Annotated in this window: 18 protein-coding genes and 4 pseudogenes; 12 read left to right on the top strand and 10 right to left on the bottom strand. The window is 61.2% G+C overall.

Annotated elements, in window-relative coordinates; genetic code table 11:
• Nucleotides 1-2 precede the first annotated feature (2 nt).
• Both FUT88_RS01015 and FUT88_RS01010 read left to right on the top strand, forming a co-directional pair.
• Entirely contained in the window at nt 3-3,155 is a 3,153-nt protein-coding gene (locus tag FUT88_RS01015) for an efflux RND transporter permease subunit (protein ID WP_147213442.1), read from the top strand.
• Between the two features lie 2 nt (nt 3,156-3,157).
• A pseudogene (locus tag FUT88_RS01010) lies at nt 3,158-4,701 on the top strand (efflux transporter outer membrane subunit).
• Between the two features lie 33 nt (nt 4,702-4,734).
• Here FUT88_RS01010 and FUT88_RS01005 read toward each other — a convergent pair.
• The gene (locus FUT88_RS01005) at nt 4,735-5,826 is read right to left on the bottom strand and encodes a DNA topoisomerase IB (RefSeq protein ID WP_147213441.1); all 1,092 of its coding nucleotides are present in this window, start codon (nt 5,824-5,826) and stop codon (nt 4,735-4,737) included.
• 246 nt (nt 5,827-6,072) lie between these two features.
• Here FUT88_RS01005 and rpsU point away from each other — a divergent pair, with 246 nt between their 5' ends.
• Nucleotides 6,073-6,285: a 30S ribosomal protein S21 gene (gene rpsU, locus FUT88_RS01000; protein WP_003262970.1), complete on the top strand. Its 213-nt coding sequence runs from the start codon at nt 6,073-6,075 to the stop codon at nt 6,283-6,285.
• A 339-nt stretch (nt 6,286-6,624) separates the two neighbouring features.
• Entirely contained in the window at nt 6,625-6,876 is a 252-nt protein-coding gene (locus FUT88_RS00995; protein ID WP_147213440.1) for a hypothetical protein, read from the top strand.
• A gap of 15 nt (nt 6,877-6,891) precedes the next feature.
• Here the strand turns inward: FUT88_RS00995 and FUT88_RS00990 are convergent, their stop codons facing one another.
• The 3 genes from FUT88_RS00990 to mnmE are packed head-to-tail and all read right to left on the bottom strand — an operon-like array spanning nt 6,892 to nt 9,060.
• Nucleotides 6,892-7,215, bottom strand: a complete 324-nt coding sequence (locus tag FUT88_RS00990; protein WP_147213439.1) for a low molecular weight protein tyrosine phosphatase family protein — start codon at nt 7,213-7,215, stop codon at nt 6,892-6,894.
• 59 nt (nt 7,216-7,274) lie between these two features.
• Nucleotides 7,275-7,607 (bottom strand): NUDIX domain-containing protein, encoded by a 333-nt coding sequence (locus FUT88_RS00985; RefSeq protein ID WP_261796835.1) that lies wholly within the window; start codon nt 7,605-7,607, stop codon nt 7,275-7,277.
• Between the two features lie 7 nt (nt 7,608-7,614).
• Nucleotides 7,615-9,060: a tRNA uridine-5-carboxymethylaminomethyl(34) synthesis GTPase MnmE gene (gene mnmE / locus FUT88_RS00980; protein ID WP_147213438.1), complete on the bottom strand. Its 1,446-nt coding sequence runs from the start codon at nt 9,058-9,060 to the stop codon at nt 7,615-7,617.
• A gap of 59 nt (nt 9,061-9,119) precedes the next feature.
• Between mnmE and FUT88_RS00975 the strand changes: the two genes are divergently transcribed.
• Nucleotides 9,120-9,518 carry a VOC family protein gene (locus FUT88_RS00975; protein ID WP_147213437.1) on the top strand — a complete coding sequence of 133 codons (399 nt, stop codon included), beginning with the start codon at nt 9,120-9,122 and terminating at the stop codon, nt 9,516-9,518.
• 72 nt (nt 9,519-9,590) lie between these two features.
• On the opposite strand, the gene yidC is transcribed toward FUT88_RS00975, so the two are convergent.
• The 4 genes and pseudogenes from yidC to rpmH all read right to left on the bottom strand — a co-directional run bounded on the left by yidC (nt 9,591) and on the right by rpmH (nt 12,315).
• The gene (gene yidC, locus FUT88_RS00970) at nt 9,591-11,255 is read right to left on the bottom strand and encodes a membrane protein insertase YidC (protein WP_147213436.1); all 1,665 of its coding nucleotides are present in this window, start codon (nt 11,253-11,255) and stop codon (nt 9,591-9,593) included.
• A gap of 147 nt (nt 11,256-11,402) precedes the next feature.
• Nucleotides 11,403-11,699: pseudogene (gene yidD, locus FUT88_RS00965) on the bottom strand (membrane protein insertion efficiency factor YidD); the annotation flags it as partial.
• Nucleotides 11,696-12,118, bottom strand: coding sequence for a ribonuclease P protein component (gene rnpA, locus FUT88_RS00960; protein ID WP_147213434.1), 423 nt, complete (start codon nt 12,116-12,118; stop codon nt 11,696-11,698). The gene rnpA and the pseudogene yidD, both read right to left, overlap by 4 nt.
• Before the next feature lie 62 nt (nt 12,119-12,180).
• Nucleotides 12,181-12,315 carry a 50S ribosomal protein L34 gene (gene rpmH, locus FUT88_RS00955; RefSeq protein ID WP_003262958.1) on the bottom strand — a complete coding sequence of 45 codons (135 nt, stop codon included), beginning with the start codon at nt 12,313-12,315 and terminating at the stop codon, nt 12,181-12,183.
• 629 nt (nt 12,316-12,944) lie between these two features.
• Between rpmH and dnaA the strand changes: the two genes are divergently transcribed.
• The 7 genes and pseudogenes from dnaA (at nt 12,945) to FUT88_RS00920 (ending at nt 23,231) form a co-directional block, all read left to right on the top strand.
• The gene (gene dnaA / locus FUT88_RS00950) at nt 12,945-14,534 is read left to right on the top strand and encodes a chromosomal replication initiator protein DnaA (RefSeq protein WP_147213433.1); all 1,590 of its coding nucleotides are present in this window, start codon (nt 12,945-12,947) and stop codon (nt 14,532-14,534) included.
• A 276-nt stretch (nt 14,535-14,810) separates the two neighbouring features.
• The gene (dnaN, locus tag FUT88_RS00945) at nt 14,811-15,926 is read left to right on the top strand and encodes a DNA polymerase III subunit beta (RefSeq protein ID WP_012760842.1); all 1,116 of its coding nucleotides are present in this window, start codon (nt 14,811-14,813) and stop codon (nt 15,924-15,926) included.
• A 115-nt stretch (nt 15,927-16,041) separates the two neighbouring features.
• Nucleotides 16,042-18,569, top strand: a pseudogene (gene gyrB, locus FUT88_RS00940) (DNA topoisomerase (ATP-hydrolyzing) subunit B).
• A gap of 18 nt (nt 18,570-18,587) precedes the next feature.
• Nucleotides 18,588-19,481 (top strand): DUF3800 domain-containing protein, encoded by an 894-nt coding sequence (locus FUT88_RS00935; protein WP_261796828.1) that lies wholly within the window; start codon nt 18,588-18,590, stop codon nt 19,479-19,481.
• A gap of 161 nt (nt 19,482-19,642) precedes the next feature.
• Nucleotides 19,643-19,864 (top strand): annotated as a pseudogene (locus tag FUT88_RS00930) (hypothetical protein); the annotation flags it as partial.
• A gap of 233 nt (nt 19,865-20,097) precedes the next feature.
• On the top strand, nt 20,098-20,901 hold the full coding sequence (locus FUT88_RS00925) for a DNA adenine methylase (RefSeq protein WP_147213432.1): 804 nt from the start codon (nt 20,098-20,100) through the stop codon (nt 20,899-20,901).
• Nucleotides 20,898-23,231 carry a DGQHR domain-containing protein gene (locus FUT88_RS00920; protein WP_261796827.1) on the top strand — a complete coding sequence of 778 codons (2,334 nt, stop codon included), beginning with the start codon at nt 20,898-20,900 and terminating at the stop codon, nt 23,229-23,231. Before FUT88_RS00925 ends, FUT88_RS00920 begins: the two co-directional genes overlap by 4 nt.
• Before the next feature lie 284 nt (nt 23,232-23,515).
• Here FUT88_RS00920 and FUT88_RS00915 read toward each other — a convergent pair whose 3' ends face one another.
• Nucleotides 23,516-23,899, bottom strand: a complete 384-nt coding sequence (locus FUT88_RS00915; protein ID WP_261796826.1) for a hypothetical protein — start codon at nt 23,897-23,899, stop codon at nt 23,516-23,518.
• 464 nt (nt 23,900-24,363) lie between these two features.
• A complete protein-coding gene (locus tag FUT88_RS00910) occupies nt 24,364-25,290 on the bottom strand; it encodes an HNH endonuclease signature motif containing protein (protein ID WP_147213431.1) in 927 nt (308 codons plus the stop codon).
• Nucleotides 25,291-25,628 lie beyond the last annotated feature (338 nt).

The raw sequence follows: 25,628 nt of genomic DNA, 5'->3' as shown, positions 1-25,628 counted from the left end.
GCATGGCAAAGTTTTTTATCGATCGCCCGGTCTTTGCCTGGGTGCTCGCGCTGTTCATCATCCTTGCTGGGGCGATTTCGATCACCCAGCTGCCGATCTCGCAGTACCCGACCATTGCGCCGCCGTCCGTCATCATCACGGCAACGTATCCGGGTGCAAATGCGAAGACGCTGGACGAATCCGTCACCAGCATCATCGAGCAGGAAATGAACGGTGCGGACGGCCTGCTCTATATGGAGTCGGTCAGCCAGGGCGGTAACGGCCAGGCGCAGATCACCGTGACGTTCAAGGCCGGTACCGATCCGGCGCTGGCGCAGGTGGACGTGCAGAACCGCCTGAAGCGCGTGGAAGCGCGTTTGCCGTCTGCGGTGACGCAGCAGGGCGTGCAGGTCGACAAGGCCCGCTCGAACTTCCTGCTGTTCGCCACGCTGGCATCCACCGACGGCAAGATGGATCCGGTGGCGCTGGGCGACTACATCTCGCGCAACGTGCTGAACGAAATCAAGCGCGTGCCGGGCGTCGGTCAGGCGGTGCTGTTCGGTACGGAGCGCGCGATGCGCGTCTGGATCGATCCGGCCAAGCTGGTCGGCTACAAGCTGACCCCGACGGACGTCTACAACGCCATCCGTGCGCAGAACGCGCTGGTCTCGGCCGGTACGATCGGCGATCTGCCGTCCGTCTCCGACCAACCGCTCGCGGCGACGGTCGTGGTGGAAGGCCAGCTCACGACCACCGAGCAGTTCGGCAACATCGTGCTGGTCGCCAAGCCGGACGGCTCACTCGTGCGCGTGAAGGACGTTGCGCGCCTGGAACTGGGCGGCCAGACCTACTCGACGTCTGCGCGGATCAACGGCCAGCCGATTTCGGCCATTGGTGTGCAGCTCTCGCCCACGGGTAACGCGCTGGGCACCGCGAAGGCCGTGAAGGCCAAGCTGGAAGAGCTCTCGAAGTACTTCCCGGCCGGCGTGGAATACAAGGTGCCGTACGACACCTCGAAGTTCGTCCAGATCTCAATCGAAGAAGTGGTCAAGACGCTGTTCGAGGCCATGGTGCTGGTGTTCCTGGTGATGCTGCTGTTCCTGCAGAACATCCGCTACACGCTGGTGCCGTCGATCGTGGTCCCGATCTCGCTGCTGGGCGCGTTTGCCGTCATGAACGCGATGGGTTTCTCCATCAACGTGCTGACGATGTTCGGCCTCGTGCTGGCGATCGGTATTCTCGTTGATGATGCCATCGTGGTGGTGGAAAACGTCGAGCGGATCATGGCCGAAGAAGGCCTGCCCCCGCGCGAAGCGACCCGCAAGGCCATGGGCCAGATCACAGGCGCCATCATCGGTATTACGCTGGTGCTGATGGCCGTGTTCATCCCGATGGCGTTCTTCTCGGGCTCGGTGGGCGCGATCTATCGCCAGTTCTCGCTGTCGATGGTGTCGTCGATCTTCTTCTCGGCACTCATGGCGCTGACGCTCACGCCGGCACTGTGCTCGACGCTGCTCAAGCCGATCGAGAAGGGTTCGCACCACGAGAAGAAGGGCTTCTTCGGCTGGTTCAACCGCATGTTCAGCACCACCACGAACCGCTATCAGAGCTTCGTGGAACGCATCCTGAAGAAGACCTTCCGCTACATGGTCATCTATGTTGCGCTGATCGCGGCGGTGGTGTTCCTGTTCCTGCGCCTGCCGTCTTCGTTCCTGCCGACCGAAGACCAGGGCTACATCGTGACCAACATCCAGTTGCCGCCGGGGGCATCGGCCAACCGCACGTTGGAAGTGATCAAGCAGGTCGAGAACTACTACAAGCAGGAAAAGGCGGTCGAGAACATCGTGGCCGTGCAGGGCTTCAGCTTCTCGGGTAACGGCCCGAACGCCGGTATCGTCTTCACCCCGTTCAAGGACTGGAGCGAGCGCAAGGGCAAGGACCAAACCGCTGATGCCGTGGCCGGCCGTGCCTTTGGTGCGCTGTTCGGCGGCATTCGCGATGCGATTGTCTTCCCGCTGAACCCGCCGCCGATTCCGGAACTGGGTAACGCCACGGGCTTCACGTTCCGTCTGCAGGACCGCGCGGGCCTGGGCCACGACGCGCTGATGGCTGCTCGCAATCAGCTGATGGGGATGGCGGCGCAAAGCAAGATCATCACCGGCATGCGCCCGGAAGGTCTGGAAGATTCGCCGCAGTACCAGGTGGACATCGACCGCGAGAAGGCCAATGCGCTGGGCGTCTCGTTCACCGACATCAACGCTGTGCTGTCGACGGCGCTCGGTTCGGCATACGCCAACGACTTCCCGAACTACGGTCGTCAGCAGCGTGTGATCGTGCAAGCGGACAAGATCAACCGCATGCAGCCCGAAGACATCATGAACCTGTACGTGCGCAACGCGCAGGGCAACATGGTGCCGATGTCGACGTTCGCGAAGGGCCATTGGATCGTCGGCCCGGTGCAGCTCGTGCGCTACAACGGCTATCCGGCTGTTCGCCTGTCGGGTGCGGCCGCGCCGGGTGCCAGCTCGGGTGACGCCATGGCCGAGATGGAGCGCCTGGCCGCCAAGCTGCCGGCCGGTATCGGCTACGAGTGGACGGGCCAGTCGCTGCAGGAAAAGGCTTCGGGCTCGCAGGCGCCGGCGCTGTATGCGCTGTCGCTGCTGGCGGTGTTCCTGGTGCTGGCCGCGCTGTATGAAAGCTGGTCGATCCCGGCGGCGGTGATTCTGGTGGTGCCGCTGGGTGTGCTTGGCGCACTGCTGGGCGTGACGCTGCGCGCAATGCCCGATGACGTGTACTTCAAGGTCGGCCTGATTGCGGTGGTGGGCCTGTCCGCAAAGAACGCAATTCTGATCATCGAGTTTGCGAAGGACTTGCAGGCGCAAGGCAAGGGCCTGATCGAGGCGACGCTCGAAGCCGTGCACCTGCGGTTCCGCCCGATCATCATGACGTCGTTCGCCTTCATCCTGGGTGTGCTGCCGCTGGCGATTGCCACGGGCGCCAGCTCCGCCAGCCAACGCGCCATCGGTACCGGCGTGATGGGCGGGATGTTCACCGCGACGGTGCTGGCCGTGGTGCTGGTGCCTGTGTTCTTCGTGGTGGTCCGCCGCGTCTTCAAGGGCAGCGAGCGTCAACGCCGTCTGGATGCCGCGCACCGTCCGCTGGACGAGGAAATCTGAACATGCAGAAAACGATGACCTTTCGAACCCCCGCGCTGCTGCCGGCGCTCCTGCTGGTCGCGGGCGTGCTGTCCGGCTGCTCGCTGGCGCCCACCTATGAGCGCCCGGATGCTCCGATAACGAGCACGTATCCGCAGGCACCAGCGGGCTATGCCGTGCCGGCAGACTCCGCCAAGCCCGGCGAGAACGCGCCCCGCGCGACCGAACTGGGCTGGCGCGAGTTCTTCCCCGATGCGCGCCTGCAGAAGCTGATCGGCCTGGCGCTTGAGAACAACCGCGACCTGCGCGTGGCCATGCTCAACGTCGAGGCCGCGCGTGCGCAGTACCGCCTGCAGATCGCTGACCTGCTGCCGCCGGTCAATGCGTCTGCCACGTACACGCGCAGCCATACGCCGCCGTCGATCTCAACCACCGGCGGCGACATCTACACCAAGCAGTACCAGCTTGGCGTGGGCATCAGCAACTACCAGGTGAACCTGTTCAGCGTGGGCGACGTCACGTCGTCTGCGCGTGCGAGTTATCTCGCAACGGACGAAGGCCGGCGTGCCGCGCAGATCAGCCTGATCTCGCAGGTCGCCAAGGCTTACTTGAACGAGCGCGCGTACGCCGAGCAGCTTGAACTGGCCCAGCAGACCCTGAAGGGACGCGAGGACTACTACAAGCTGGCCAAGCAGCGTTTTGACGTAGGCGCCTCGTCGGCGCTGGATCTGCGCCAGACCGAGACGCTGGTGGATCGGTGCGTGTGTCGGTGGCGCAGCTGACGCGCCAGTATGCCCAGGCGACCAACGCCCTCGTGCTGCTGGTGGGCGCCCCGCTGCCGGCCGATCTTCCTGCGCCGACCACGGTGTCGTCGGAGAAGATCGTGGCCGACATTCCGCCGGGTCTGCCGTCGGAGCTGCTGGAGCAACGCCCTGACATCCGCCAGGCCGAGCAGAAGCTGATTGCCGCCAACGCCAACATTGGCGTGGCGCGTGCGGCGTTCTTCCCGAGCATCGGGCTGACGTCCAACGTGGGCACGGCAAGCGGCGCGCTGCATGATCTGTTCAAGAGCGGAACGGGGTTTTGGTCGTTCGTGCCGAACCTGACGCTGCCGATCTTCAACTGGGGCACCAACATCTTCAATCTGGACTTGACGAAGACCAACCAGAAGATTGCGGTTGCCAATTACGAGAAGACGATCCAGACGGCCTTCCGCGAGGTGTCCGACGCCCTCGTGGCGCGCGGTACGCTGGAAGATCAGGTGGCCGCCCAGAAGCGCTTCCGCGATGCCACGGCCGATCGCCTGACGCTGTCTGACCAGCGCTATCGCAACGGCGTGTCGAGCTTCCTCGATGTGCTCGACGCGCAGCGCGATCTGTTCAGCGCCGACCAGACGCTGGTGCAGACGCGCCTAGCCCGCCTGACCAACGCCATCGATCTGTACACGGCGCTGGGCGGTGGCCTGCAGGAGCACAGCACCACTGTGGCCGCACAGCAAGCTCAGCCGACGGCTGCGCCAGGCGTTGCGCCCGCCACGCCCGACATGACGCCGCAGCAATCGAAGTAAGTTTGCGGCCGTTCGCTCGGAAGCCCGCCTCGTTCAGGCGGGCTTTTTTTTGCCGGCGCCGTTTGTGCCGGCGGTGCGTTCGAGAAATTGAAGCAGGGCCACCTCTTCCCGTCGCAGGCCCTTGCGTGCCCGAACCGGGGGCAGGGCTTCCAGCTCGCCCGCCAGGAATGCGTCCACCACGGCCGGATGCACGTAGCACTTGCGGCAGACGGCCGGCGTGTTCCCCAGGCGTTGAGCGACTGCGGCAATGGCCTCCACCACTTGCCGGCGTGCCTCGGTGGCATTGGTCGCTGGTCGCCCGCGCAGCAGGTCCAGCGCCAGCACGCTGCCCGCCCATGTGCGGTAGTCTTTCGCCGTAAAATCCGCGCCCGAAATTTCCTGTAAGTACGCATTCACATCCGAGGAATCCACCGCACGGCGCTCGCCAGCTTCGTCGATGTACTGGAATAACTCCTGCCCCGGCAGATCGACGCAGCGCCGGATGATGCGCGCCAGGCGCGGATCCGATACCGACACGTCATGCTCCACGCCGCTCTTGCCGCGAAACTGAAAGCGCACCGTGTTGCCGTGGACCTCCACATGCCGATTTCGCAGCGTCGTGAGCCCATAGGACCGGTTGTCGCGCGCATAGGTCGCGTTGCCCACGCGCACCAGCGTCACGTCCAGCAGGTAGACCACCGTCGCCAGCATCTTTTCGCGCGACAGGCCCGGCGCCCCCAAATGGCCCGTGATCGCCTCGCGCACGCGCGGCAGCACCGCCCCGAAGGCCAGCAGGCGCCCGTATTTATCGGCATCGCGAAAGGCGCGCCATTCTGCGTGATAGCGATATTGCTTGCGCCCACGCGCGTCACGCCCCGTCGCCTGCAGATGACCGCCCGCGTGTGGGCAGATCCAGACGTCGGTATAGGCCGGCGGGATCGCCAGCTTGTTGATGCGCGCAATGACCGCCGGATCGCGGATGCGTTGGCCGCGCGTGTCGAAATAGACGAATTGGCCGCGCAGCCGGCGCCGGGTGTAGCCCGGGCGTGTGTCGTCCACATAGCGCAGCTGTTCGGGCAGCGCTTCGGCGAGAAGGGTGGCGCTTGCGGCAACCGGCGCGGGCGCAGACTTGGGAACGCGTTCCACAGTAGAGGCCTGGAGAGATGCTCGCGTTGAGCAAGCGGCGTTCCTTCCTCGCTTCTTCCGCTGGCGAGTCGCTCCCGACGTAGTATCAAGGCCACGCATCTACGCAAAATTGCGGCAGAAAATGGCCTTTCCGCCACAATCGGAAGTGCCTTGCATCGGTAAACAGATTCAACTACACTGCACGCCCTCTGGGCGGTATATAATCCGCTGTTTCGCCGTCCACCCGAATACTGAGCAAGGGACCCGATGACCACCATCCGTCTGAAAGAAAACGAGCCGGTCGAAGTTGCGCTGCGCCGCTTCCGCCGTGAAATCGAGCGCACTGGCCTGATCAAGGAACTGCGCGCCCGCACCGCTTACGAAAAGCCGACGACCGAGCGCAAGCGCAAGAAGGCTGCTGCTGTGTCGCGTACGCGTAAACGCCTGCGTTCGCAAATGCTGCCGAAGAAGCTCTACTAAGATCGCGCGATTGTTTCGGTAGCACCAATCGGGTGCTGCCGCTGGCGGTGTGAAGTCATTCGACCTCCGTTCCGCCGAGCTTGGTTTGTAGCGCCTTGCGCGTGCCGGAAGCCTTTCCGGAATCAACCAACGCTCCACTCCCCGATACAGAAGCTAGCAAGATGCGGTTGATGGCCTGTGCGCCATTGTCCGCCGCTTCGGTGCGCCCTGCGCGCCCTTCTCTGTTGCAAACGACATCCGCCAGCGGTAAATGACCGGCTGGCTGTTGGCGTTTGTTTCGCCGATTCTGTGCGGGAGTACAGTAGCGGGCATCCTTTGCACGCGCTTTCCCAAACAACGATGTCTACCGATTCCAACGAGTACTGGTTTCCCGCCAAGCGGTACGGCTGGGGATGGGGTTTCCCTTCGCGTTGGCAGGGCTGGGTAGTGCTCGCCATTTATGCCGTACTGCTGGCGGCTGGCATCGTCGGGCTGCAGCCGGGGCGCACGCAGTTGGGTTTTTCGTTGTACGTCCTGAGCGTGTCAGTGCTGCTGGTGCTGGTTTGCTGGTGGAAGGGCGAGCCGCCGCGCTGGCGGTGGGGCCGGGATTGAGCGGCTGCCTGGCAGTCAACCGCGCAAATGCGGCCCGACTCGTTTCTCCAGCAAGGCGACGAGTTCCGGCTGCATGAATACGTAGTCGTCTGGAATATTCAGACACACGACGCGCTTGCCGCGCAGCCGCGCGTCAAACCGTTGCGACAGGCGTCGCTGGTGGCTGCGTTCCATGACAAAAATCACTTCGGCCCAGTCGAGCTGGTCGGCGTCGAGTTGTACGTCTGCGTCGGGCGCCAAGCCCGCAGAGTCGGTCTCGACGTTGGGCCACTTGGCGAAGACCGCTTCCGCCGTCGGGCTGCGTAGCCGATTGCGGCTGCAGATGAAGAGCGCACGCATCGGCTAGGCCGCTGCCTTCAGCGCCGCCGCTATCGACGCCCGATAGCCCTCCGGCAAATTCACCGGCAACGCATCCGGCGCAAACAGCCCGAGGCGCTTGTGTTCATGACTGACGTCGGCTCGAACGGGCCGACCAGCGCGCACGCATACGTCGCAATGAACACATGCTTGCCCGGCACGACTTCGAACAGGTACGTGTCGATCAACGCGCCCACTTCCACGCGCAGGTTCAGCTCTTCGGCGATCTCGCGAACCAGGCATTCGGTGGACGTTTCGCCAAGTTCGATGCGGCCGCCGGGCAACTCCCATTCCTCCCGCTCATTGAGCAGCAGAACGATATCGCCGGTGGGGGCGCGGAGGACGCCTTTGATGGAGACGGGGTAGGCAGACATGGGGCCGTCACTTGCCGATGCAGAACCGACTAAAAATCACCCCCAGCAAATCATCACTCGAAAACGCCCCCGTAATGCTGTTCAACGCCTCCTGCGCAAGCCGCAACTCCTCGGCAAACAGATCCAGCGATTGCGCTTGCTGTGCCGCGTGCTCCGCCGCTGTGGCGAGATGTTCGCGGGCCGTGCGCAGCGCAGCGAGATGGCGCTCGCGGGCGAGGTAAAGCCCCTCGCCGCCGCCCTGCCAGCCGGCAATCTCCAGCAACGCCGCGCGCAGCAGTTCGACGCCAAGGCCATCGCGCGCCGATAGCCAGACCTCGGGCGGCTCTGCATCCACGCGGCCCGGTACGGCCACGCCCGAGAGGTCGATCTTGTTGATGACGCGCAGCGTCGGCACGCCGGCGGGCACGTGCTCGGCGATGCGCGCGTCGATGGCGGCATCTTCGGGCGAGAGGCCGTTGGCGCGATAGTCCGCCGCATCCAGCAGATGCAGGACGACATCGGCGCGGGCGATGGCGGCCCAGGTGCGCTCGATGCCGATGCGTTCGACTTCGTCTTCCGTATCGCGCAGGCCAGCCGTGTCGACGATGTTCAGCGGGATGCCTTCAATCTGGATCGTCTGCTGCACCTTGTCACGCGTGGTGCCGGCAATCGGCGTGACGATGGCAAGCTCCGCGCCGGCCAGCGCATTGAGCAGCGACGACTTACCGACGTTCGGCTGCCCCGCCAGCACCACGTGCAGGCCTTCGCGCAGCAGCGCACCCTGGCGCGCCTGCGCCAGCACGCCGTCAACGGCGGCACGAATGTCGGCAAGCTGACCGCGCGCGTCGGAGGCTTCCAGGAAGTCGATTTCCTCCTCGGGAAAATCCAGCGTCGCTTCGACCAGCATGCGCAGATGGATCACGCGCTCGACCAGCGCATGCACCGCCTGCGAAAACGCGCCATCGAGCGAGCGCGCCGCCGAACGTGCGGCCGCTTCGGTGCTGGCTTCGATCAGATCGGCGACCGCCTCGGCCTGCGCCAGATCCATCTTGTCGTTGAGGAAGGCGCGGCGCGTGAACTCGCCGGGCTCGGCCACGCGCAGGCCGATCTCGCGGCCTGCGGCCAGGCAGCGCTGCAGCAGCAGTTGCATCACGACGGGGCCGCCGTGGCCCTGCAGCTCGAGCACGTCTTCGCCGGTGTACGAATGCGGCGCGGGAAACCACAGCGCGATGCCGCGATCGATGGCGTTGCCGTCGGCGTCGAGGAACGGCAGGTAGGTTGCCAGGCGCGGCGTCAGCACGCGTCCGCACACGGCTTGCATGACGGCACGCACATCAGGCCCCGACACGCGCACCACGCCGATGCCGCCCCGCCCCGGCGCGGTCGCAATCGCAGCGATGGGGATCGTGAGGATGGGCGCGCGTGGCGCGGTGGAAGCGTTCGGCAAGGCGGTGGGGTGGTCAGCAGCAGTCATGGGCGGTATTGTGCGGCAGCCGCGCAGTTGCGCGCCAGTTTCCAACCAAGGAGATTCGGATGATCGATCACACCGGCGTCGTCGTCAGCGATTTCGACGCCAGCAAGCGGTTCTACGAGCAGGCACTTGGCGCCATTGGTCTGGCCAAGGTGCTGGAGTTTCCCGCGGCCGTGACCGGCCACACCGACGTGGCCGGCTTTGGCCCGCCGGGCAAGGCGGAGTTCTGGATTTCGGCGGCGATGGCGGGGCAGGCGCCGAACAAGCCGCCGCTGCACGTGGCCTTTCGCGTCGATACGCGTGGCGAGGTGGAGGCGTTCTACGCCGCTGCGACGGCTGCCGGCGGCACCGACAACGGCGCGCCTGGCGTGCGCGCGCACTATCACCCGAACTACTACGCCGCGTTCGTGCGCGACCCCGACGGTCACAACATCGAGGCCGTTTGCCACGCACCGGTTTGAGGTCTTGAAGCCTTTCTGGCAGGCATGAAAAAGGGCACCCGAAGGTGCCCTTTTTTCTGAAGCGCATTCGCCTTACTTGGCGGGTGCCGCCTTGTTGTTGGTGCCCAGCATGCGGTTGATCGACCATTGCTGCGCGATCGACAGGCAGTTGTTCACCACCCAGTACAGCACCAGGCCGGCCGGGAAGAAGAAGAACATCACCGAGAACGCGATCGGCATGAACATCATCACCTTGGCCTGCACCGGGTCCGGCGGCGTCGGGTTCAGCTTGGTCTGCACGAACATCGACACGGCCATCAGCACCGGCAGGATGTAGAACGGGTCAGGCGTGGACAGATCGTGCACCCAGCCGATCCACGGCGCGCCGCGCATTTCCACCGACGACAGCAGCGCCCAGTACAACGCCATGAACACCGGAATCTGGATCACGATCGGCAGGCAGCCGCCGAGCGGATTGACCTTCTCGGTGCGGTACAGCGTCATCATTTCCTGGTTCATCTTCTGCGGATCGCCCTTGTGGCGCTCGCGGATGGCCGTCATGCGCGGCTGCAGGTCCTTCATCTTCGCCATCGAACGGTAGCTCGTGGCCGACAGCGGGAAGAACACCAGCTTGATCAGCACCGTGAGTGCCACGATCGACCAGCCCCAGTTGCCCAGCAGCGCGTGGATCTTCTCGAGCAGCCAGAACAGCGGCTTGGCGACGATGGTCAGCCAGCCATAGTCCTTCACCAGGTCCAGGCCCGGGGTGATGGCTTCAAGCATGCGCGCTTGCTGCGGGCCGGCGAACAGACGTGCCGTGGCCGACACGCTGGCGCCCGGCGCCACGGTGCCCAGCGGCTCCTGGATGCCGATGCGGTAGAAGTTGTTGTCGACGCGGTTGACGTAGTACTCGCGCTTGACGTTGTCTGCCGGAATCCAGGCCGATGCAAAGTAGTGCTGTACCATCGCCACCCAGCCGCTGTCGGTCGGGGCCGGCACCTGTGCCTTGCCCTTGTCGATGTCGGCAAAGGTGATCTTGTGGAACTTGTCGCCGTCGGTGTACACGGCCGGGCCGGTGAACGTGCTGTAGAAGCGCGACTGCTCGATGGCGCCGCCGTCGCGGGCCAGTTCCAGGTACAGCGTCGGGTTGATCGGGGCAGTGCCGTCGTTCGTCACGTCGAAGCGCGTGTCGATCACGTAGCTGCCGCGCTTGAAGACGTACGTCTTGGCCAGCTTGGCGCCGCCTTTGTCGGCCGTCAGCGTGATCGAGACATCGTTGCCCGTGCCAAGGTCACGCGGGCCGGCCGATGCCGTGAACACCGTCGTGTGGTTCGGGAAGTCGCCGCCGATCAGGCCCGAGCGAGCCAGATAAGTGCGCTCGACGCTGCGGTCGAACAGCACCATCGGGTTGCCGTCGTGGTCTTTCTGATCGAGTAGTTCGAGCTTGGTGACGATGGCGCCGTCGGTGTCGATGGTGGCGCGCAGCAGGTCGGTCGAGATGACGATCTTTTCCGAAGCCGGTGCCTGCGAAGCGGCGCCCGTGGCCGGGGCAGCTTGCGACCCGGCGGCTGCCGTCGTCGAGGCGCTCTTCGGCACATCGCCTGCGGGCGTGCTGCCCGGCGCAGCGGCCGTCGTCGTGGCCGTTTGCGGCGTCGGGAAGAACATCGACTGGTGGCCATTCGCGCGTTGCCAGTTGTCGAACAGCAGGACAACCGCCAGCGAGAAGATCACCCAGAGAATGGTGCGTTTGATATCCATGTCGGATTACGGTCTGGGAAGGTGAAGCCAGCGCCGAAAAACGGCTGCGCAGCCCGGTCTTGAACCTGCGTTGCTCACCGTACCCTTGTACGGTTGCGCTTCTCGGTCCAATTTTGGGCTGCTCGCTACGTTTTCCGGCACTGCCTGGATCGACGGCCGCGCAGGCTGGGGGGCAGCTGCGGTCGCGTCGGTCGATGCGGGATCGGTGGAGCGGGGCACAGCGTCGCCAGCGGCGGGCGGCACAGGATCATACCCGCCTTGTGCGAACGGATGGCAGCGGCATAGACGTTTTGCCGCAAGATAACTGCCGTAACCGGGCCCGTGAGCGAGCACGGCGTCGCGCGCGTAGTCGGAACAGGTCGGTAGGAAACGGCATTGCGCGCCCACAAACGGGCTGAACGCCACTTTGTAGATGCGCAGCAGAAACAGCAGCACGCGCGTCATGGCGTGCTCCCAGCGCCGGGCTGGGACGGTGTGGCCGAAGGCGGGGCCGGCAATGGACGCGCGGCAACCTCAAAGAGATGCACCAGCTCTTCGCGGCAGATGCGCTTGAAGGCGGTCACGGTCGGTACGTCCTGGCGCGGAAACTTGGCGTGCAGGCGGATCAGCACGTCGCGACCGCCCAGCAGGGGCTGCCGCAGGCGGAACAACTCGCGGCACTGACGCTTGATGAGGTTGCGCTCGACAGCGCGTTTGGCGAATTTCTTGCCGATCACCACGCCCAGGCGTGCTTGGGCGGCGCCGTTGGCGCGCACATACAGAACGAAGTGACGACTACGCCGGACCGGCCGCAAAGCAAAAACGGATGAAAACTCATCCGTTTTTGTCAGCCTCGCGGCCTTGGGGTAGGCGTGCAAGCCCATCGCCAGCGTGCCGCAAAGCCATGGGCAACGACTATGAGCCGCCACCCTCGGCGCGGCCGTCTTTAGATGGCCAGGCGCTTACGGCCCTTGGCGCGGCGTGCGTTCAGCACAGCACGGCCACCACGGGTCTTCATGCGAACACGGAAACCGTGGGTGCGCTTGCGACGGGTAACGGAAGGTTGATAGGTACGCTTCATGATGCACTCTCTTGTTAATGGGTGGTGCGGACATTGCCGCACGCGCCGGGCCTAGGGCTACCGCCGCGGCCTGGTGTCGATTCAGTCAGAGAAATCGCCCACGCAGACTGCCGTGCGCTATGTTGTTCAGGTCTAGGGTGTCACCGGAACATCGGGCACCGAGAGCATCGGGCCTAAGCCGGATCAGTCGCGACGAAGTGTTTCTCGCCCCGCATCTGACACGAACAAGCGTGCGCTCCCCTGCTGCGCATCGCAGAACCCGACATTTAAGCGGCATTTTCCACATCTGTCAAGCCTTGCTGATTGGGGATAACGTGCGCTCCGCGCCCGAAATCCACCCATTGGCGAGTTGTCCCCATCGCCTTGTGCGGCTTGGTGTGCTCTGCGAAAAGCGTTGTCGGGACTGGGTTTGCGGGAAGTCAACAAAATCGGTTGTCCACTGCTACTCACAGCGGGTCCACAGGTTATCCACAGACTTATCCTTTGTGGATAACTTTCGGCAGGGGGTACAATCCCGTTCCAATAACGAAAGCCACCCGGTTTCTGGCCTGCGCCAGAAGCCCGGCGGCCGGCCCTCCCGGGGACGTCATCAGACGCGTGTGGCGCCGGTCAAACACCTAACGATAACGATGCAGGATTTCTGGCATGCGGCGTCGGCTCAGCTCGAGAGTGAGCTGACACCGCAACAATTCAAGACGTGGATCAAGCCGCTGACGCCGCTGTCGTTTGACGAGCAGGCGTGCACGCTGCGGATTGCCGCGCCCAACCGCTTCAAGCTCGACTGGGTCAAGAGCCAGTTCTCGGGCCGCATCCAGTCGCTCGCGTGCGACTACTGGGAGGCGGCGGTCGATGTGCAGTTCGTGCTCGACCCGACCGCCGGCCAGCGCCAGGCGGCCCTCCAGCCCGCGCTCGCGCCGGTGCCGATGCAACCCCTCGGCGGGCAAGCAATTCAACCGCGGCAGGTCATGCCGGCCGGCAACGGTGTTGCACATGACGCCACCACGCTGCGCCCCGCGCCGTCCGTGTACCGCGAAACCGCACTCGCAACGGCCAGCCATGCCGCCGCCGATATCGACGTGCCCGTGATGGACGCCGCCGAGGTCAGCGCGCAGTCGTACCGCATGCCGCCGCAGGCGCCCGCCGTGGTCACGAGCCTGGCCGCGCCGCCGCAGGCGCCGGTGGACGATTCCGTGCACGAGCGCTCGCGGCTCAATCAGATCCTGACGTTCGACAACTTCGTCACCGGCAAGGCGAACCAGTTGGCGCGCGCCGCGGCCATCCAGGTGGCCAACAACCCGGGCAAGTCGTACAACCCGCTGTACCTGTACGGCGGCGTGGGCCTGGGCAAGACGCACTTGATCCATGCCATCGGCAACTTCATGCTGATGGAGAACCCCCGTGCGCGCATCCGCTACATCCACGCGGAGCAGTACGTGTCCGATGTGGTGAAGGCATACCAGCGCAAGGCGTTCGACGATTTCAAGCGCTACTACCACTCGCTCGATCTGCTGCTGATCGATGACATTCAATTCTTCTCGGGCAAGAACCGCACGCAGGAAGAATTCTTCTACGCGTTCGAGGCGCTGATCGCCAACCGCGCGCAGGTCATCATCACCAGCGATACGTATCCGAAAGAGATCACCGGCATCGACGACCGCCTGATCTCGCGCTTCGACTCCGGCCTGACCGTGGCCATCGAGCCGCCCGAGCTGGAAATGCGCGTCGCGATTCTGATGAAGAAGGCGCAGGCCGAGAACGTGACCGTGCCGGAAGAGGTGGCCTTCTTCGTCGCCAAGCACCTGCGCTCGAACGTGCGTGAGCTGGAAGGCGCGCTGCGCAAGATCCTGGCGTACTCGAACTTCCACGGCAAAGAGATCACGATCGAGGTCACGCGCGAGGCGCTCAAAGACCTGCTGACCGTGCAGAACCGCCAGATCTCGGTGGAGAACATCCAGAAGACCTGCGCGGATTTCTACAACATCAAGGTCGCGGACATGTACTCCAAGAAGCGGCCGGCCAACATCGCGCGGCCGCGTCAGATCGCCATGTATCTGGCCAAGGAACTCACGCAGAAGAGCCTGCCCGAGATTGGCGAATTGTTCGGCGGACGCGACCACACCACGGTGCTGCACGCCGTGCGCAAGATCGCCGACGAGCGCACCAAGGACGCCCAGCTCAATCACGAGTTGCATGTGCTTGAGCAAACGCTCAAGGGCTGACCCCGCGATGGTCAGCAGAGCGCATGGCAACGCCATTCGCCCTGAATCAAGTCTCGACAGACGCCCGCTCGAATGCGGGCGTCTTTTCATGCACAATAGACATATTTGCCGCGCGCGTGACGCTATCCAGCGCCCCCTTATTTGCGGTATAATTTGTGATTAACCCCTTGATTTACAACAACTTTGGGTTAATCGCGAATGCTCCTGCAGGCACCGGCCCATGTGGCCCAGGCTGGGGCGCGCGCGGTGTCACCTCTCAAGCCAAGGATCGCCTTCATGCAATTGGTCAAAACCTCGCGAGACAACCTGCTGCGTCCGCTGCAAATCGTGAGCGGCATCGTGGAACGCCGACACACGCTGCCCATCCTGGCCAATCTGCTGATCACCAAGCAAGGTGAACGGGTTTCCTTCCTGTCCACCGACATCGAAATCCAGATCACCACGCACGCCGATTGCGGCGCCGGCGCCGGCGATATCGCCACCACCGTGGCTGCCCGCAAGCTGGTCGACATCCTGCGTGCGATGCCCGACGGCGAAGTAGCGCTCACGCTCAACGACAAGCGCATGACGGTGCAATCCGGCAAGAGCCGCTTTGCGCTGCAGACGCTGGCCGCCGAAGAATTCCCGACCGTCGCAGAGGCAACCGATTTCGGTGCCCGCATCACGCTGCCGCAGAAGACGCTCAAGCACCTGCTGGCGATGGTGCACTTCGCGATGGCCCAGCAAGACATCCGCTACTACCTCAACGGCATGCTGCTGGTGGTGGACGGCAAGCAAGTCATGGCTGTCGCCACCGATGGCCACCGCCTGGCCTACTGCGGGGTTGAAACCGGCGAGCAACCGGCAGGCGCCGGCGGCCGCCAGGAAGTCATCATCCCGCGCAAGACCATCCTCGAACTGCAACGCCTGCTGGAAGACGTGGACGATCCCGTCTCGGTGCAACTCGCCTCCAACCAGGTCAAGTTCACCTTCGGCAATATCGAGCTGATCTCCAAGCTGGTCGAAGGCAAGTTCCCGGATTTCCAGCGCGTGATCCCGAAGGGTTACCGCAACAGCTTCACGATCGACCGTGCCTTCCTGCAGCAGGCGCTGCAACGCACGGCCATCCTGACCACCGACAAGTTCAAGGGCGTGCGCTGCATGCTCGACACCAACGTCCTGAAGATCAGCTCCACCAACGCTGACCAGGAAGAAGCGCAGGAAGAACTCGAAATCGACTACCAGGGCGATGCACTGGATATCGGTTTCAACGTCACCTACCTGCTGGACGTGCTGGCCAACCTCAAGGCCGAAAAAGTGCAGGTGAGCCTGGGCGACTCCAACTCGAGCGCACTCATCACCCTGCCGGACGACGACACCTTCAAGTACGTCGTCATGCCGATGCGCATTTGACGCACCGCTGCACCCAGAGCAAGACGAGGGGCTGGATCGTGACGATCCGCCCCTTCGCCGTTTTTAAGCAACCCCGCTATGTGCGCAAAACGCCCATGGCAGCGAGCAGAACGACATGACCGAAGAGCAGAAACCGCAATCCACCCCCGCCGAGGCCAACAGCTATGACGCCGCCTCGATCCAGATCCTGGAAGGCCTGGAGGCGGTACGCAAGCGGCCGGGCATGTACATCGGCGACACCTCGGATGGCACCGGCCTGCACCACCTCGTGTTCGAGGTGCTGGACAACTCCATCGACGAAGCACTGGCCGGGCATTGCACCGAGATCCAGGTCACCATCCACACGGACAACTCCATCTCCGTGATCGACAACGGCCGCGGCATCCCGACCGGCATCAAGTTTGACGACAAGCACGAGCCCAAGCGCAGCGCGACCGAGATCGCCATGACCGAGCTGCACGCCGGTGGCAAGTTCAACCAGAACAGCTACAAGGTGTCGGGCGCCTGCACGGCGTGGGCGTGTCTTGCGTGAACGGCCTGTCGAAGTGGATGAAGGTGACCGTCCGCCAGGGCGGCAAGGTGCATTACATCGAGTTTGCGCAGGGCGTTCCGCAAAACCGCCTGATCGAAACGGTGCAAGCGCCGGACGGCCAGACGGTCGAAGTCTCGCCGCTGCGCGTGCTGGGCGCCACGGACAAGCGCGGCACCGAAGTGCACTTCCTCGCCGACGAAGAGATCTTCACCAACGTCGAATACCACTACGAGATCCTCTCCAAGCGGATTCGCGAGCTTTCGTTCCTGAACAACGGCGTGCACATCAGGCTGACCGACCAGCGCACCGGCAAGGAAGAAGACTTCGCCTTCTCGGGCGGCGTAAAGGGCTTTGTTGAATACATCAACAAGAACAAGACCGTCCTGCACCCCACCATCTTCTTTGCCGCAGGCGAGAAAGACGGCGTGGCCGTCGAAGTGTCGATGCAGTGGAACGACGCCTACAACGAACAGGTGCTCTGCTTCACCAACAACATCCCGCAGCGTGACGGCGGCACCCACCTCACGGGCCTGCGCGCCGCCATGACGCGCGTCATCAACAAGTACATCACCGACAACGAGATCGCCAAGAAAGCCAAGGTCGACACCTCGGGCGACGACATGCGCGAAGGCCTGACCTGCGTGCTGTCCGTCAAGGTGCCCGAGCCCAAGTTCAGCTCGCAAACCAAGGACAAGCTCGTCTCGTCTGAAGTGCGCCTGCCGGTGGAAGACATCGTCAGCAAGGCCCTGGCCGAATTCCTGGACGAAACGCCCGTTGATGCCAAGATCATCTGCGGCAAGATCGTAGAAGCTGCCCGCGCGCGTGAAGCCGCCCGCAAGGCCCGCGAAATGACGCGCCGCAAGGGCGTGCTCGACGGCATGGGCCTGCCCGGCAAACTGGCCGACTGCCAAGAGAAGGACCCCGCGCTGTCAGAACTCTTCATCGTCGAGGGTGACTCCGCAGGCGGCTCTGCCAAGCAAGGCCGCGACCGCAAGTTCCAGGCAATCCTGCCGCTCAAGGGCAAGATCCTGAACGTCGAGCGCGCGCGCTTTGACAAGATGCTCTCCAGCCAGGAAGTGCTCACGCTCATCACCGCCATGGGCACCGGCATTGGCAAAGACGACTACAACCTCGACAAGCTGCGCTACCACCGCATCATCATCATGACCGATGCTGACGTGGACGGCTCGCACATCCGCACGCTGCTGCTCACGTTCTTCTACCGCCAGATGCCCGAGATCATCGAGCGCGGCCACGTGTACATCGCCCAGCCGCCGCTCTACAAGATCAAGCACGGCAAGGAAGAGCGCTACATCAAAGACGACGTCGAGATGGCCGCCTACCTCGTGCGCCAGGCGCTGGACACCGCCGTGCTGGTGCGTGCCGACGGCACCGAGATTGCCGGCGACGCCCTGGCTGAACTCGCACGCCAGTACCAGCTCAGCCGCGGCGTGATCGAGCGTCTGTCTCGCGTGATTGACGCTGACGCCCTGCGCGCCATTGCCGAAGGCGTGGCCCTGGACCTGTCCAGCGAACCCGCAGCCGAAGCCAGCGCCCGCACGCTCAAGGCCCGCCTGCTCGAAATGCAAGGCAACGCCAGCAGCGCCAACGGCGGCGCCACCGCAGACGCCTTCATGCAGTACGACGAAAAGAGCGAGAAATACCGCGTCATGGTCGTACGCCGCCAGCACGGCAACCAGCGCCTGAGCCACATCGACGCCGACTTCGTGGCCGGCGCCGACTACGCCGCCCTGGCCACCACCGCCCAGACCTTCCAGGGCCTGATTGGCGAAGGCGCTAAGGTGCGCCGCGGCACCGGCGACAAGGTGCGCGAGCAAAACGTCTCTGACTTCCACGCCGCCATGACCTGGCTGCTGAGCGAAGCCGAGCGCGGCGTAAGCCGCCAGCGCTACAAGGGCCTGGGCGAAATGAACCCCGAGCAGCTGTGGGAAACCACCATGGACGTCACCCAGCGCCGCCTGCTGCGCGTGCAGATTGAAGACGCCATTGCCGCGGACCAGATTTTCACCACGCTGATGGGCGACGACGTGGAACCACGCCGGAACTTCATTGAGAGCAATGCGTTGGTGGCGCGGAATATTGATGTTTGATCGCTCGTTTTGAGCGATATGAAAACCGCGTCGTCAATGGGCGCCGACACAACGCCAGAGCCACAGCAATTCTCGCTGTTCGAAGCTGAGCCGTCCGCGGCAGCCGAAGAAGCCGTCGGCGCCGCGAATCCGCCCCCAGGCCGGTTCAGTAATTTTGTTGTCTACGTGGATGAAAGCGGCGACCACGGCTTACAGACGCTCGACCCGAACTATCCAGTCTTCGTGCTGGCGTTTTGCGTCTTCTATAAACGGCATTACAGCGAAAAAGTTGTTCCGGCGCTGCACAAGCTGAAGTTCAACCACTTCGGTCACGACCTAGTGGTCTTGCACGAGCATGAAATCCGCAAGGAAAAAGGGGCGTTCAAGTTCGCTAATCGGCAGCACAAGCAACAGTTCTTGTCAGAGCTGACCGACATCATCGAGATCAGCAACTTTATCTTGATCAGCTGCGTCATCGACAAGAAGAAGCTGCGCGACCAAGGTAAGACAGACGGCAACCCTTATCACCTAGCGCTCGGTTTCTGCTTGGAGACCTTGTACGAACTTCTGCAGGAAAAGAATCAGGACGGCGCGCTGACACACGTGATTGTCGAGTGTCGCGGCAAGAAGGAAGACAACGAGCTGGAGCTGGAATTCCGGCGCATCTGCGATGGAGCAAACCGACTCGGTATCACGTTGCCCTTCGACATCGTATTTGCCGACAAGAAGGTGGACTCACCGGGGTTGCAGCTTGCTGATCTCGTGGCACGCCCGGTTGGCATGCATGTGTTGCGACCGGAGCAAGAAAACCGGGCCTTCGAGGTCCTAAAGCGCAAGTTCTTCTGCAGCGGCGGCCGGGAGAAGCTAGGGGAAGGCTTTGAGGATTGGGGGCTGAAGATGTTTCCGCCCCTAGAAAGCGAAAAGCCCCGATGAAACTCACCGAGGCTTAGACGCCGACCGGGAACTCCCAGTCCACTTGGGCGCGAGTATAAGTAACGGCTTGCCGCTTGACAAGCAAATTTACTTTACAGGTGCCTTTTCCGCTGCTTCGCCGACAAATCTGCTTACTGCACCAGCCGCACGCGAGCCCGGGGCGCCACGTAAGCCGCCAGCGCTACAAGGGCCTGGGCGAAATGAACCCCGAGCAGCTGTGGGAAACCACCATGGACGTCACCCAGCGCCGCCTGCTGCGCGTGCAGATTGAAGACGCCATTGCCGCGGACCAGATTTTCACCACCCTGATGGGCGACGACGTGGAACCGCGCCGGAACTTCATTGAGAGCAATGCGTTGGTGGCGCGGAATATTGATGTTTGAGGGAGCGGCCTTAATGGCTAGGTAGTCGTAGCCTCCCCATTCTCTTGCGCTGTGCGCAATGGCAAGGGCGCCAGATCTTAGATCTGGCGCCCTTTTTCTATTTCCTCTGAAGCAGCAATCTCGCACCGTTGTAATTTGCGGTCTGAAAATTGAGCTTGTGTAGAAAATCGCACGCACTCGTCACAAACTATTTTAGACTGATGGACATACGACGATTTGCAATACGAGAAAAAATGCGCGCTGCGTCAACACCTCTGATTAAGTGGCCTGGCGGTAAGAGAGCCCTGCTCCCAGAGATTCTCTCAAAGATGCCATCCACATTTGGGACCTACTATGAACCCTTCTTTGGTGGGGGCGCGGTATTCTTTGGACTTGCACCCGAGAACGCGGTGATCTCCGACGCGAACGAGGAGCTAGTCAACGCATACATTCAAGTTCGAGATAACCCTGACACGCTCATCAAAGAGCTAAAGCGGTTACCGAACGCCGAAGAAGTTTATTATCGAGTGCGGGCTTCTAATCCCAAATCGAGTGTAAGGCGTGCCGCAAGATTGTTGTATCTCACACGGCTATCGTTCAATGGTATCCACCGAGTCAATCTTGCTGGCCAATTTAACGTTCCATATGGGAAGAAGAGCCACCTGTCTTCCGTCGAGCCGGAAAAGCTCCTCGCTATTTCGGAGCTCTTGCAAGGTATCGATATTAGGTCCGGCGATTTCAAAGAGATAACGAACTCCGCATCAGCCGGCGATCTCGTTTATTTTGATCCACCATATACCGTTGCTCATGCTCACAACGGTTTCGTGAAATATAACGAGCGAATTTTTTCGTGGAGTGATCAGGAGCGCTTGGCAGAGCACGCTAGACAACTCGCCAGTCGGGGTTGCCACGTCGTCATTAGCAACGCCGATCATGCCTCTATTCACGAACTATATAAAGGCTTCGAATGCACTGTCATTAATAGGCCATCCGTCATAGCGGCCTCCAGTGCACATCGACGCACCATTACCGAATGCATCTTTGTTTTAGGGGGATGAAGTTGCTCGAGAATATTCAACGGAGCGAAGACCTCAAGTCTCTGGCCCGCCAAGCGAGCCGTTCGTATGAGGTCAAAAGCACGAATCTAAAAAACATCGGGCGGGAAGAGGCCGATGGTTGGTCCGTTATCAGGAAATCCAAAACGTCTGCTCGCATGCAGCGCGAAAAAGCCGGATTTAGGTTGGCTCGCGACAGGGTTTGGACGCTGCTGTTTCGACTGTCTTTTGGTCTGCTGTCGACAAACGAAGGTTGTACGCTATTGCTCGACCAGCGCGCAGCGGAAAGTCCCTCCAAGGTCCTGGACGTGGTTGCGATTGATGAAGAGGTCGTCGTTGCCGTTGACATTCTCCGACCCCTTGAATCAGGGAAAATCGATTTGCAGGGAATGGTTTCCAGCATCCTTGCTATTCGGGACCGCCTGACGAGGAGTGTCGCGGCTCAATTTCCTAGCGAGCAAAAACGCCAAACCGTGCTCGCAATATATGTCGCAAGTAGCAATCTATCGGAAGAAGATCGCGACGTAGCGAAAAGATCTAACGTCGTCCTCATAGACGATTCCGATCTTGCTTATTACGAGAACCTCGTATTGCATCTTGGGGCGGCAGCAAAGTACCAGTTTTTGGCCGATATGCTGCCTGGGAAAACAATTGCAGGCTTAGAAATTAAGGTTCCTGCAGTCAAGACGAAGATGGGGCGCAATACCTGCTACACATTTCCCATTTCTCCAGACTATCTGTTGAAGATTGCCTACGTATCTCATAGAACCAAGGGCAAGGCTTCGGATATTAATACATATCAACGGATGATCGCTCGAAGCCGGCTTAATAAGATTCGGCAGTACATATCCGAGCATGGTGTATTTCCAACCAATATCGTCTTGAATATCGACAAGCGCTTTATAAATTTCCAGCGAAGCAAGCAGGAAAACGGGGCGGCAGATTCTGATGCTAGCGGTACCATTGGATGGCTGCACCTTCGTCCTGCCTACAAATCTGCTTGGGTAATCGATGGGCAGCACCGTCTTTTTGCCTATTCCGGCCATCCATTTGCGAAATCAGGACATCTTTCTGTGCTTGCATTCGAAGGCTTGCCGCCAAGCTCTCAGGCCCGGCTGTTTGTGGACATTAATGCCAAGCAGAAGAGTGTAAAGCCGTCTTTGCTTCAAGAGCTTTTTGCTGAATTGAACTGGGATGCAGACTCCTTCGAGCTCAGGTCGCAAGCTATTGTATCTAAGGCGGTTCAGGTTCTCGATAAGGACAAGGCGTCTCCTCTTTTTAATAGAATTCAGACAGCCGACACATCGAAGGATTCTATTAGATGTATATCTCTTGCTAGTTTGTTTAAAGCAATCGAGAGATCTGAGTTTTTTTCAGGGAAATCGAGAAAGGGAGATGGTCAAGAGTGGGGCCCGCTATGGGCAGATAACAACGAAGCGACGCTGAATAGAACGGTTAGCACGCTCAAGTTCTGGTTGAACACCGCTCGAAGTGGAGCCCCGGATTGGTGGGATCTCGGTTCCGGGGAGGGCGGAGGTTTTGCGATGAACGATAGCGTCACAGCGTGTATCAATGTTCTTAGATCAGTGCTGACTCATCTGGATAAGTCTGGGTCGAAACTTCGCGCTTTATCTAACAATGAGCTTAATTCGCTTTTGAGCCCATATGCACGGTCTTTGGCTGCATACTTCGGGACATTTTCTACTGAGGACCGCAAGCGGTATCGCGAGCTTCGAGGTGTGCAGGGGCAAACCGCAAGAACCAGACGATGTCAGGCCGCCATTAGAAGTGAAATACCGGAATTTAATCCTCCGGGATTGGACGATTTCATTCAAAGAGAAAAAACAGAAACAAACCTGCAAGCCAAAACTATCATCGACGATATCGAGGTGCAGTTGAAAGAGTTTGTGGTTGAGGAGCTGAGACAGGAGTTCCGCGATTCTGAGAACGCTTGGTGGCAAGATGGAGTTCCCAAGGCGGTGCGGCTTGAGGTTACGGGTCGAAAAGAAAGAGATGATTCTAAGCGTGGGTCAATGGAGGCATATTTCGATCTCATTGACTATCGTGCAATTGCTTTGAATAATTGGGAACTGTTCAAGAACGCGCTTAGTATTGGTGGCGGAAACAAAGAAAAACAGACGAAATGGATGGTGGATGTTAATGAGCTGAGGAATCAGGTGGCTCATGCATCGTCTGGTGTCGTTTTGTCGATAGAAGCACTGACTAGGCTGCAGGGATATCAAGAAATTTTGACGCGGAATATCAATGCCGCGATTTCGGTCGATGCTTCGCATGAAGAGGCGGATACTGACGAAGGTTTCGAAGAGGCTTAGTAGGAGCATGCGCCGAAATCGGACTGCTGCCCCTCGCAGTCCAGAGAAGTGCCCGTGTGTCGGTGAGACTCAACAAGTGAATGCGAGGTACCCCGCTCTCTGAGCAGTTGAGGCGTGTCGCAAATTTATGCCGTAATGAATGAGAAAAACCGCCCAAGGGGCGGTTTTTCTCATGGTTCTTCAACCGAAATTGAGGTTACTGTGGTACCTCCTCCACCTTTTTCCTACGCCCCCGGCTAAACCGCGCCGACAACGCCTGCCGAGCCGTATCCAGCCCTTCTCCCTTACCAGCAACCTTCAGGAAGGCATACCCTTCCAGCGAACCCGTCATCAAATCGCTGCCCAGCAGCCAGCTGCGAGTCGCGCATCTTTTCGTAGAGTTTTTCAATACGGACCAAGCGAGGCCGGAGCGTGTCAAAGCCGGCAAGGTCACGGCGCAGCTCTGCAAGGCTGAAGTTGGCTGGCAGCACGCCGGGGTTGTTGCCCAACACTTCCACGGCCTTACGGCAAAACGCCTCCGACTTGTCGCCCATCTTCATCAGCGTGCTGCGTTGCTCGATCGACAAGTCGATCAGACCCGCAAGCTTCTCTTCCAGTGTCTTAAGCGCGGCGTCGACGGCTGTCAGGTCCGCAGGGCTTGGCTGAAACGAAATCAGGTTTTGTGACATTGCAATCCTTATTGGTTGGCAACGTTATGCCGGTTGGCACAACCGGGCGAGATTGGCGTGCCGCTGCCTCGGTAGCAATGCAAGCAGCGACATTTGACAATTGGACCGGCATGCTCCGAAGGAAAGCACTCGGTCGCCGCCTGTTTCGTTTCAGTGTTGGAGAGTGACGCTCGACGCTTGGACAGTCGAGTCCGAGTGTTTGAGAGTCGACCCTGACTCTCAGAGCGTGACGTTTCAGTGTCTAACGGTGGGGCGCGAGGCTCAAACACTCACGCTTCAGTGTTCGAGGGTGACTACCTCCACCCTCAGACAGTGAGACTCCAGTGTTTGAGGGTGAAGCTCGACCGTCGGAGGCTCGAGCTTCACCGTTTTAGGCTGAAGCACGACTCTTTGAGTGTGGCGCTCCACGGTCTGATGGTGGAGCGCTAGTCTCAGGCAGACGATGACGGGGCGCTGACGGAAAGCTAGGGAGAGTTTCCGCCGGCGAACGGCGCTTCCTTTGCCGCGATGCGAGCGCGTAGCTCGTCGTTTCGGTGTTGGCCGTTCTCGCCAAAGTGAATCAGGCGATGGCACGTAGGGCAGATGGCGCCGACGTACTTCGGGTGGTCTAGCCCGCCGTCGGACAGCCTGTTTATGTGGTGCGGTTCCAGATACGGTGTGCCGTCGCTCTTGCGATTGAACGGTGCCGGTGCGTCGCAAAGCTCGCAGTGGCCCTGCGCTCGCGCTAAGACATATCGCTTAACGCGCACACTGCGCTGGTATGCGATCCGCACAGTCTCTTTCGGGTCTGCGATGGGGCCGCCGGGCTGACATGCAGCAATCGCCGCTTGCCTCAATGTCGACAGCTCCCCAGGCTGGCTCTCGGCTTCCGCCGCACCGTCGTCGTTTTGATCGGGCAGATCGTCCAGTTCGCGATGCAGCGTGTTCGATACCGGCATCAGCCGGAACACGATTACATCGCGTTCGTTTCCCTCGCGGTCCGCGTCTCGTTTGAAGAAGTGCGAATCACAAGCGAACTCGCCCAAGTACACGCATGGCTTCCCTTTGCCGGTCATCTGAAAGACATGCAGTGCACGGCCGTCCTTCGCGTGAGAGGCAATGGCGAGGTTGCCTTTCGTCATCTTCATATCGCCGAGCTGGCCCTCACCAACGTAGTGCAGGTGACCAAACTCATTGAACTCGTCCTTGTAGCCGTGCTGTTCGCCGTTCCCTGTAAAAAGAAAGACGGCTGGGGACTGGCGAGAAGGCGCGATGCCGCTTTGGCCGCTGCCCCCGAACTTTCCCGTGATCTCTTTTCTGCGGTTGTAGGCCTTCCCGATGACGAACTCGGGAATCTCCGTCGCCGTCGCAGCCGTGGGCCGAACGGTGTCCTGAACGTTACTGGGCAGCATGCAATCCCCCCGGATTGGCTGTAAATTTTTGTGCCCATTTTATGCCACGCTGGTCCGCACTGAGTGACGCACTCAGTTGCGTGGGACCTGCGCCATCAAGCCGTCGTCAGCCTTCGCGCCGGAAATAAAGGGGCTGCTTTTGCTCTTCGCTTTCGTATAATCCCCAGCGCTGCCGCACCAACGGTAGCCGGGTTTGGCGACCTGCATAGCAGTTCTTAGAGAGGCTATCGCGCAAGCGATGGTCCGCTCTTGCTCGCTTGTGTTGTTTATGGCGGGCCGGGCGGGGAGACCTTCGGGTCTGCCGGTCGTTCTCTAAGGGCCGGTTCGCCAGCCCCGCC

Source organism: Ralstonia sp. TCR112 (genome assembly GCF_007997035.1).
In the GTDB taxonomy this organism is placed as follows: domain Bacteria; phylum Pseudomonadota; class Gammaproteobacteria; order Burkholderiales; family Burkholderiaceae; genus Ralstonia; species Ralstonia edaphi.
This window is presented reverse-complemented; position numbering and strand designations above follow the sequence as displayed.

Bases quoted from the DNA above. Each gene is read 5' to 3' on its own strand.
- FUT88_RS00935 (WP_261796828.1), top strand. From the start codon at position 18,588: ATGAAAACCGCGTCGTCAATGGGCGCCGACACAACGCCAGAGCCACAG.
- FUT88_RS00985 (WP_261796835.1), bottom strand. From the start codon at position 7,607: ATGTCTGCCTACCCCGTCTCCATCAAAGGCGTCCTCCGCGCCCCCACC.
- FUT88_RS00910 (WP_147213431.1), bottom strand. From the start codon at position 25,290: ATGCTGCCCAGTAACGTTCAGGACACCGTTCGGCCCACGGCTGCGACG.
- mnmE (WP_147213438.1), bottom strand. From the start codon at position 9,060: ATGACTGCTGCTGACCACCCCACCGCCTTGCCGAACGCTTCCACCGCG.
- rpsU (WP_003262970.1), top strand. From the start codon at position 6,073: ATGACCACCATCCGTCTGAAAGAAAACGAGCCGGTCGAAGTTGCGCTG.
- FUT88_RS00990 (WP_147213439.1), bottom strand. From the start codon at position 7,215: ATGCGTGCGCTCTTCATCTGCAGCCGCAATCGGCTACGCAGCCCGACG.
- rnpA (WP_147213434.1), bottom strand. From the start codon at position 12,118: ATGGGCTTGCACGCCTACCCCAAGGCCGCGAGGCTGACAAAAACGGAT.
- rpmH (WP_003262958.1), bottom strand. From the start codon at position 12,315: ATGAAGCGTACCTATCAACCTTCCGTTACCCGTCGCAAGCGCACCCAC.
- dnaN (WP_012760842.1), top strand. From the start codon at position 14,811: ATGCAATTGGTCAAAACCTCGCGAGACAACCTGCTGCGTCCGCTGCAA.
- yidC (WP_147213436.1), bottom strand. From the start codon at position 11,255: ATGGATATCAAACGCACCATTCTCTGGGTGATCTTCTCGCTGGCGGTT.
- dnaA (WP_147213433.1), top strand. From the start codon at position 12,945: ATGCAGGATTTCTGGCATGCGGCGTCGGCTCAGCTCGAGAGTGAGCTG.
- FUT88_RS00915 (WP_261796826.1), bottom strand. From the start codon at position 23,899: ATGTCACAAAACCTGATTTCGTTTCAGCCAAGCCCTGCGGACCTGACA.
- FUT88_RS00975 (WP_147213437.1), top strand. From the start codon at position 9,120: ATGATCGATCACACCGGCGTCGTCGTCAGCGATTTCGACGCCAGCAAG.
- FUT88_RS00920 (WP_261796827.1), top strand. From the start codon at position 20,898: ATGAAGTTGCTCGAGAATATTCAACGGAGCGAAGACCTCAAGTCTCTG.
- FUT88_RS00925 (WP_147213432.1), top strand. From the start codon at position 20,098: ATGCGCGCTGCGTCAACACCTCTGATTAAGTGGCCTGGCGGTAAGAGA.
- FUT88_RS00995 (WP_147213440.1), top strand. From the start codon at position 6,625: ATGTCTACCGATTCCAACGAGTACTGGTTTCCCGCCAAGCGGTACGGC.
- FUT88_RS01015 (WP_147213442.1), top strand. From the start codon at position 3: ATGGCAAAGTTTTTTATCGATCGCCCGGTCTTTGCCTGGGTGCTCGCG.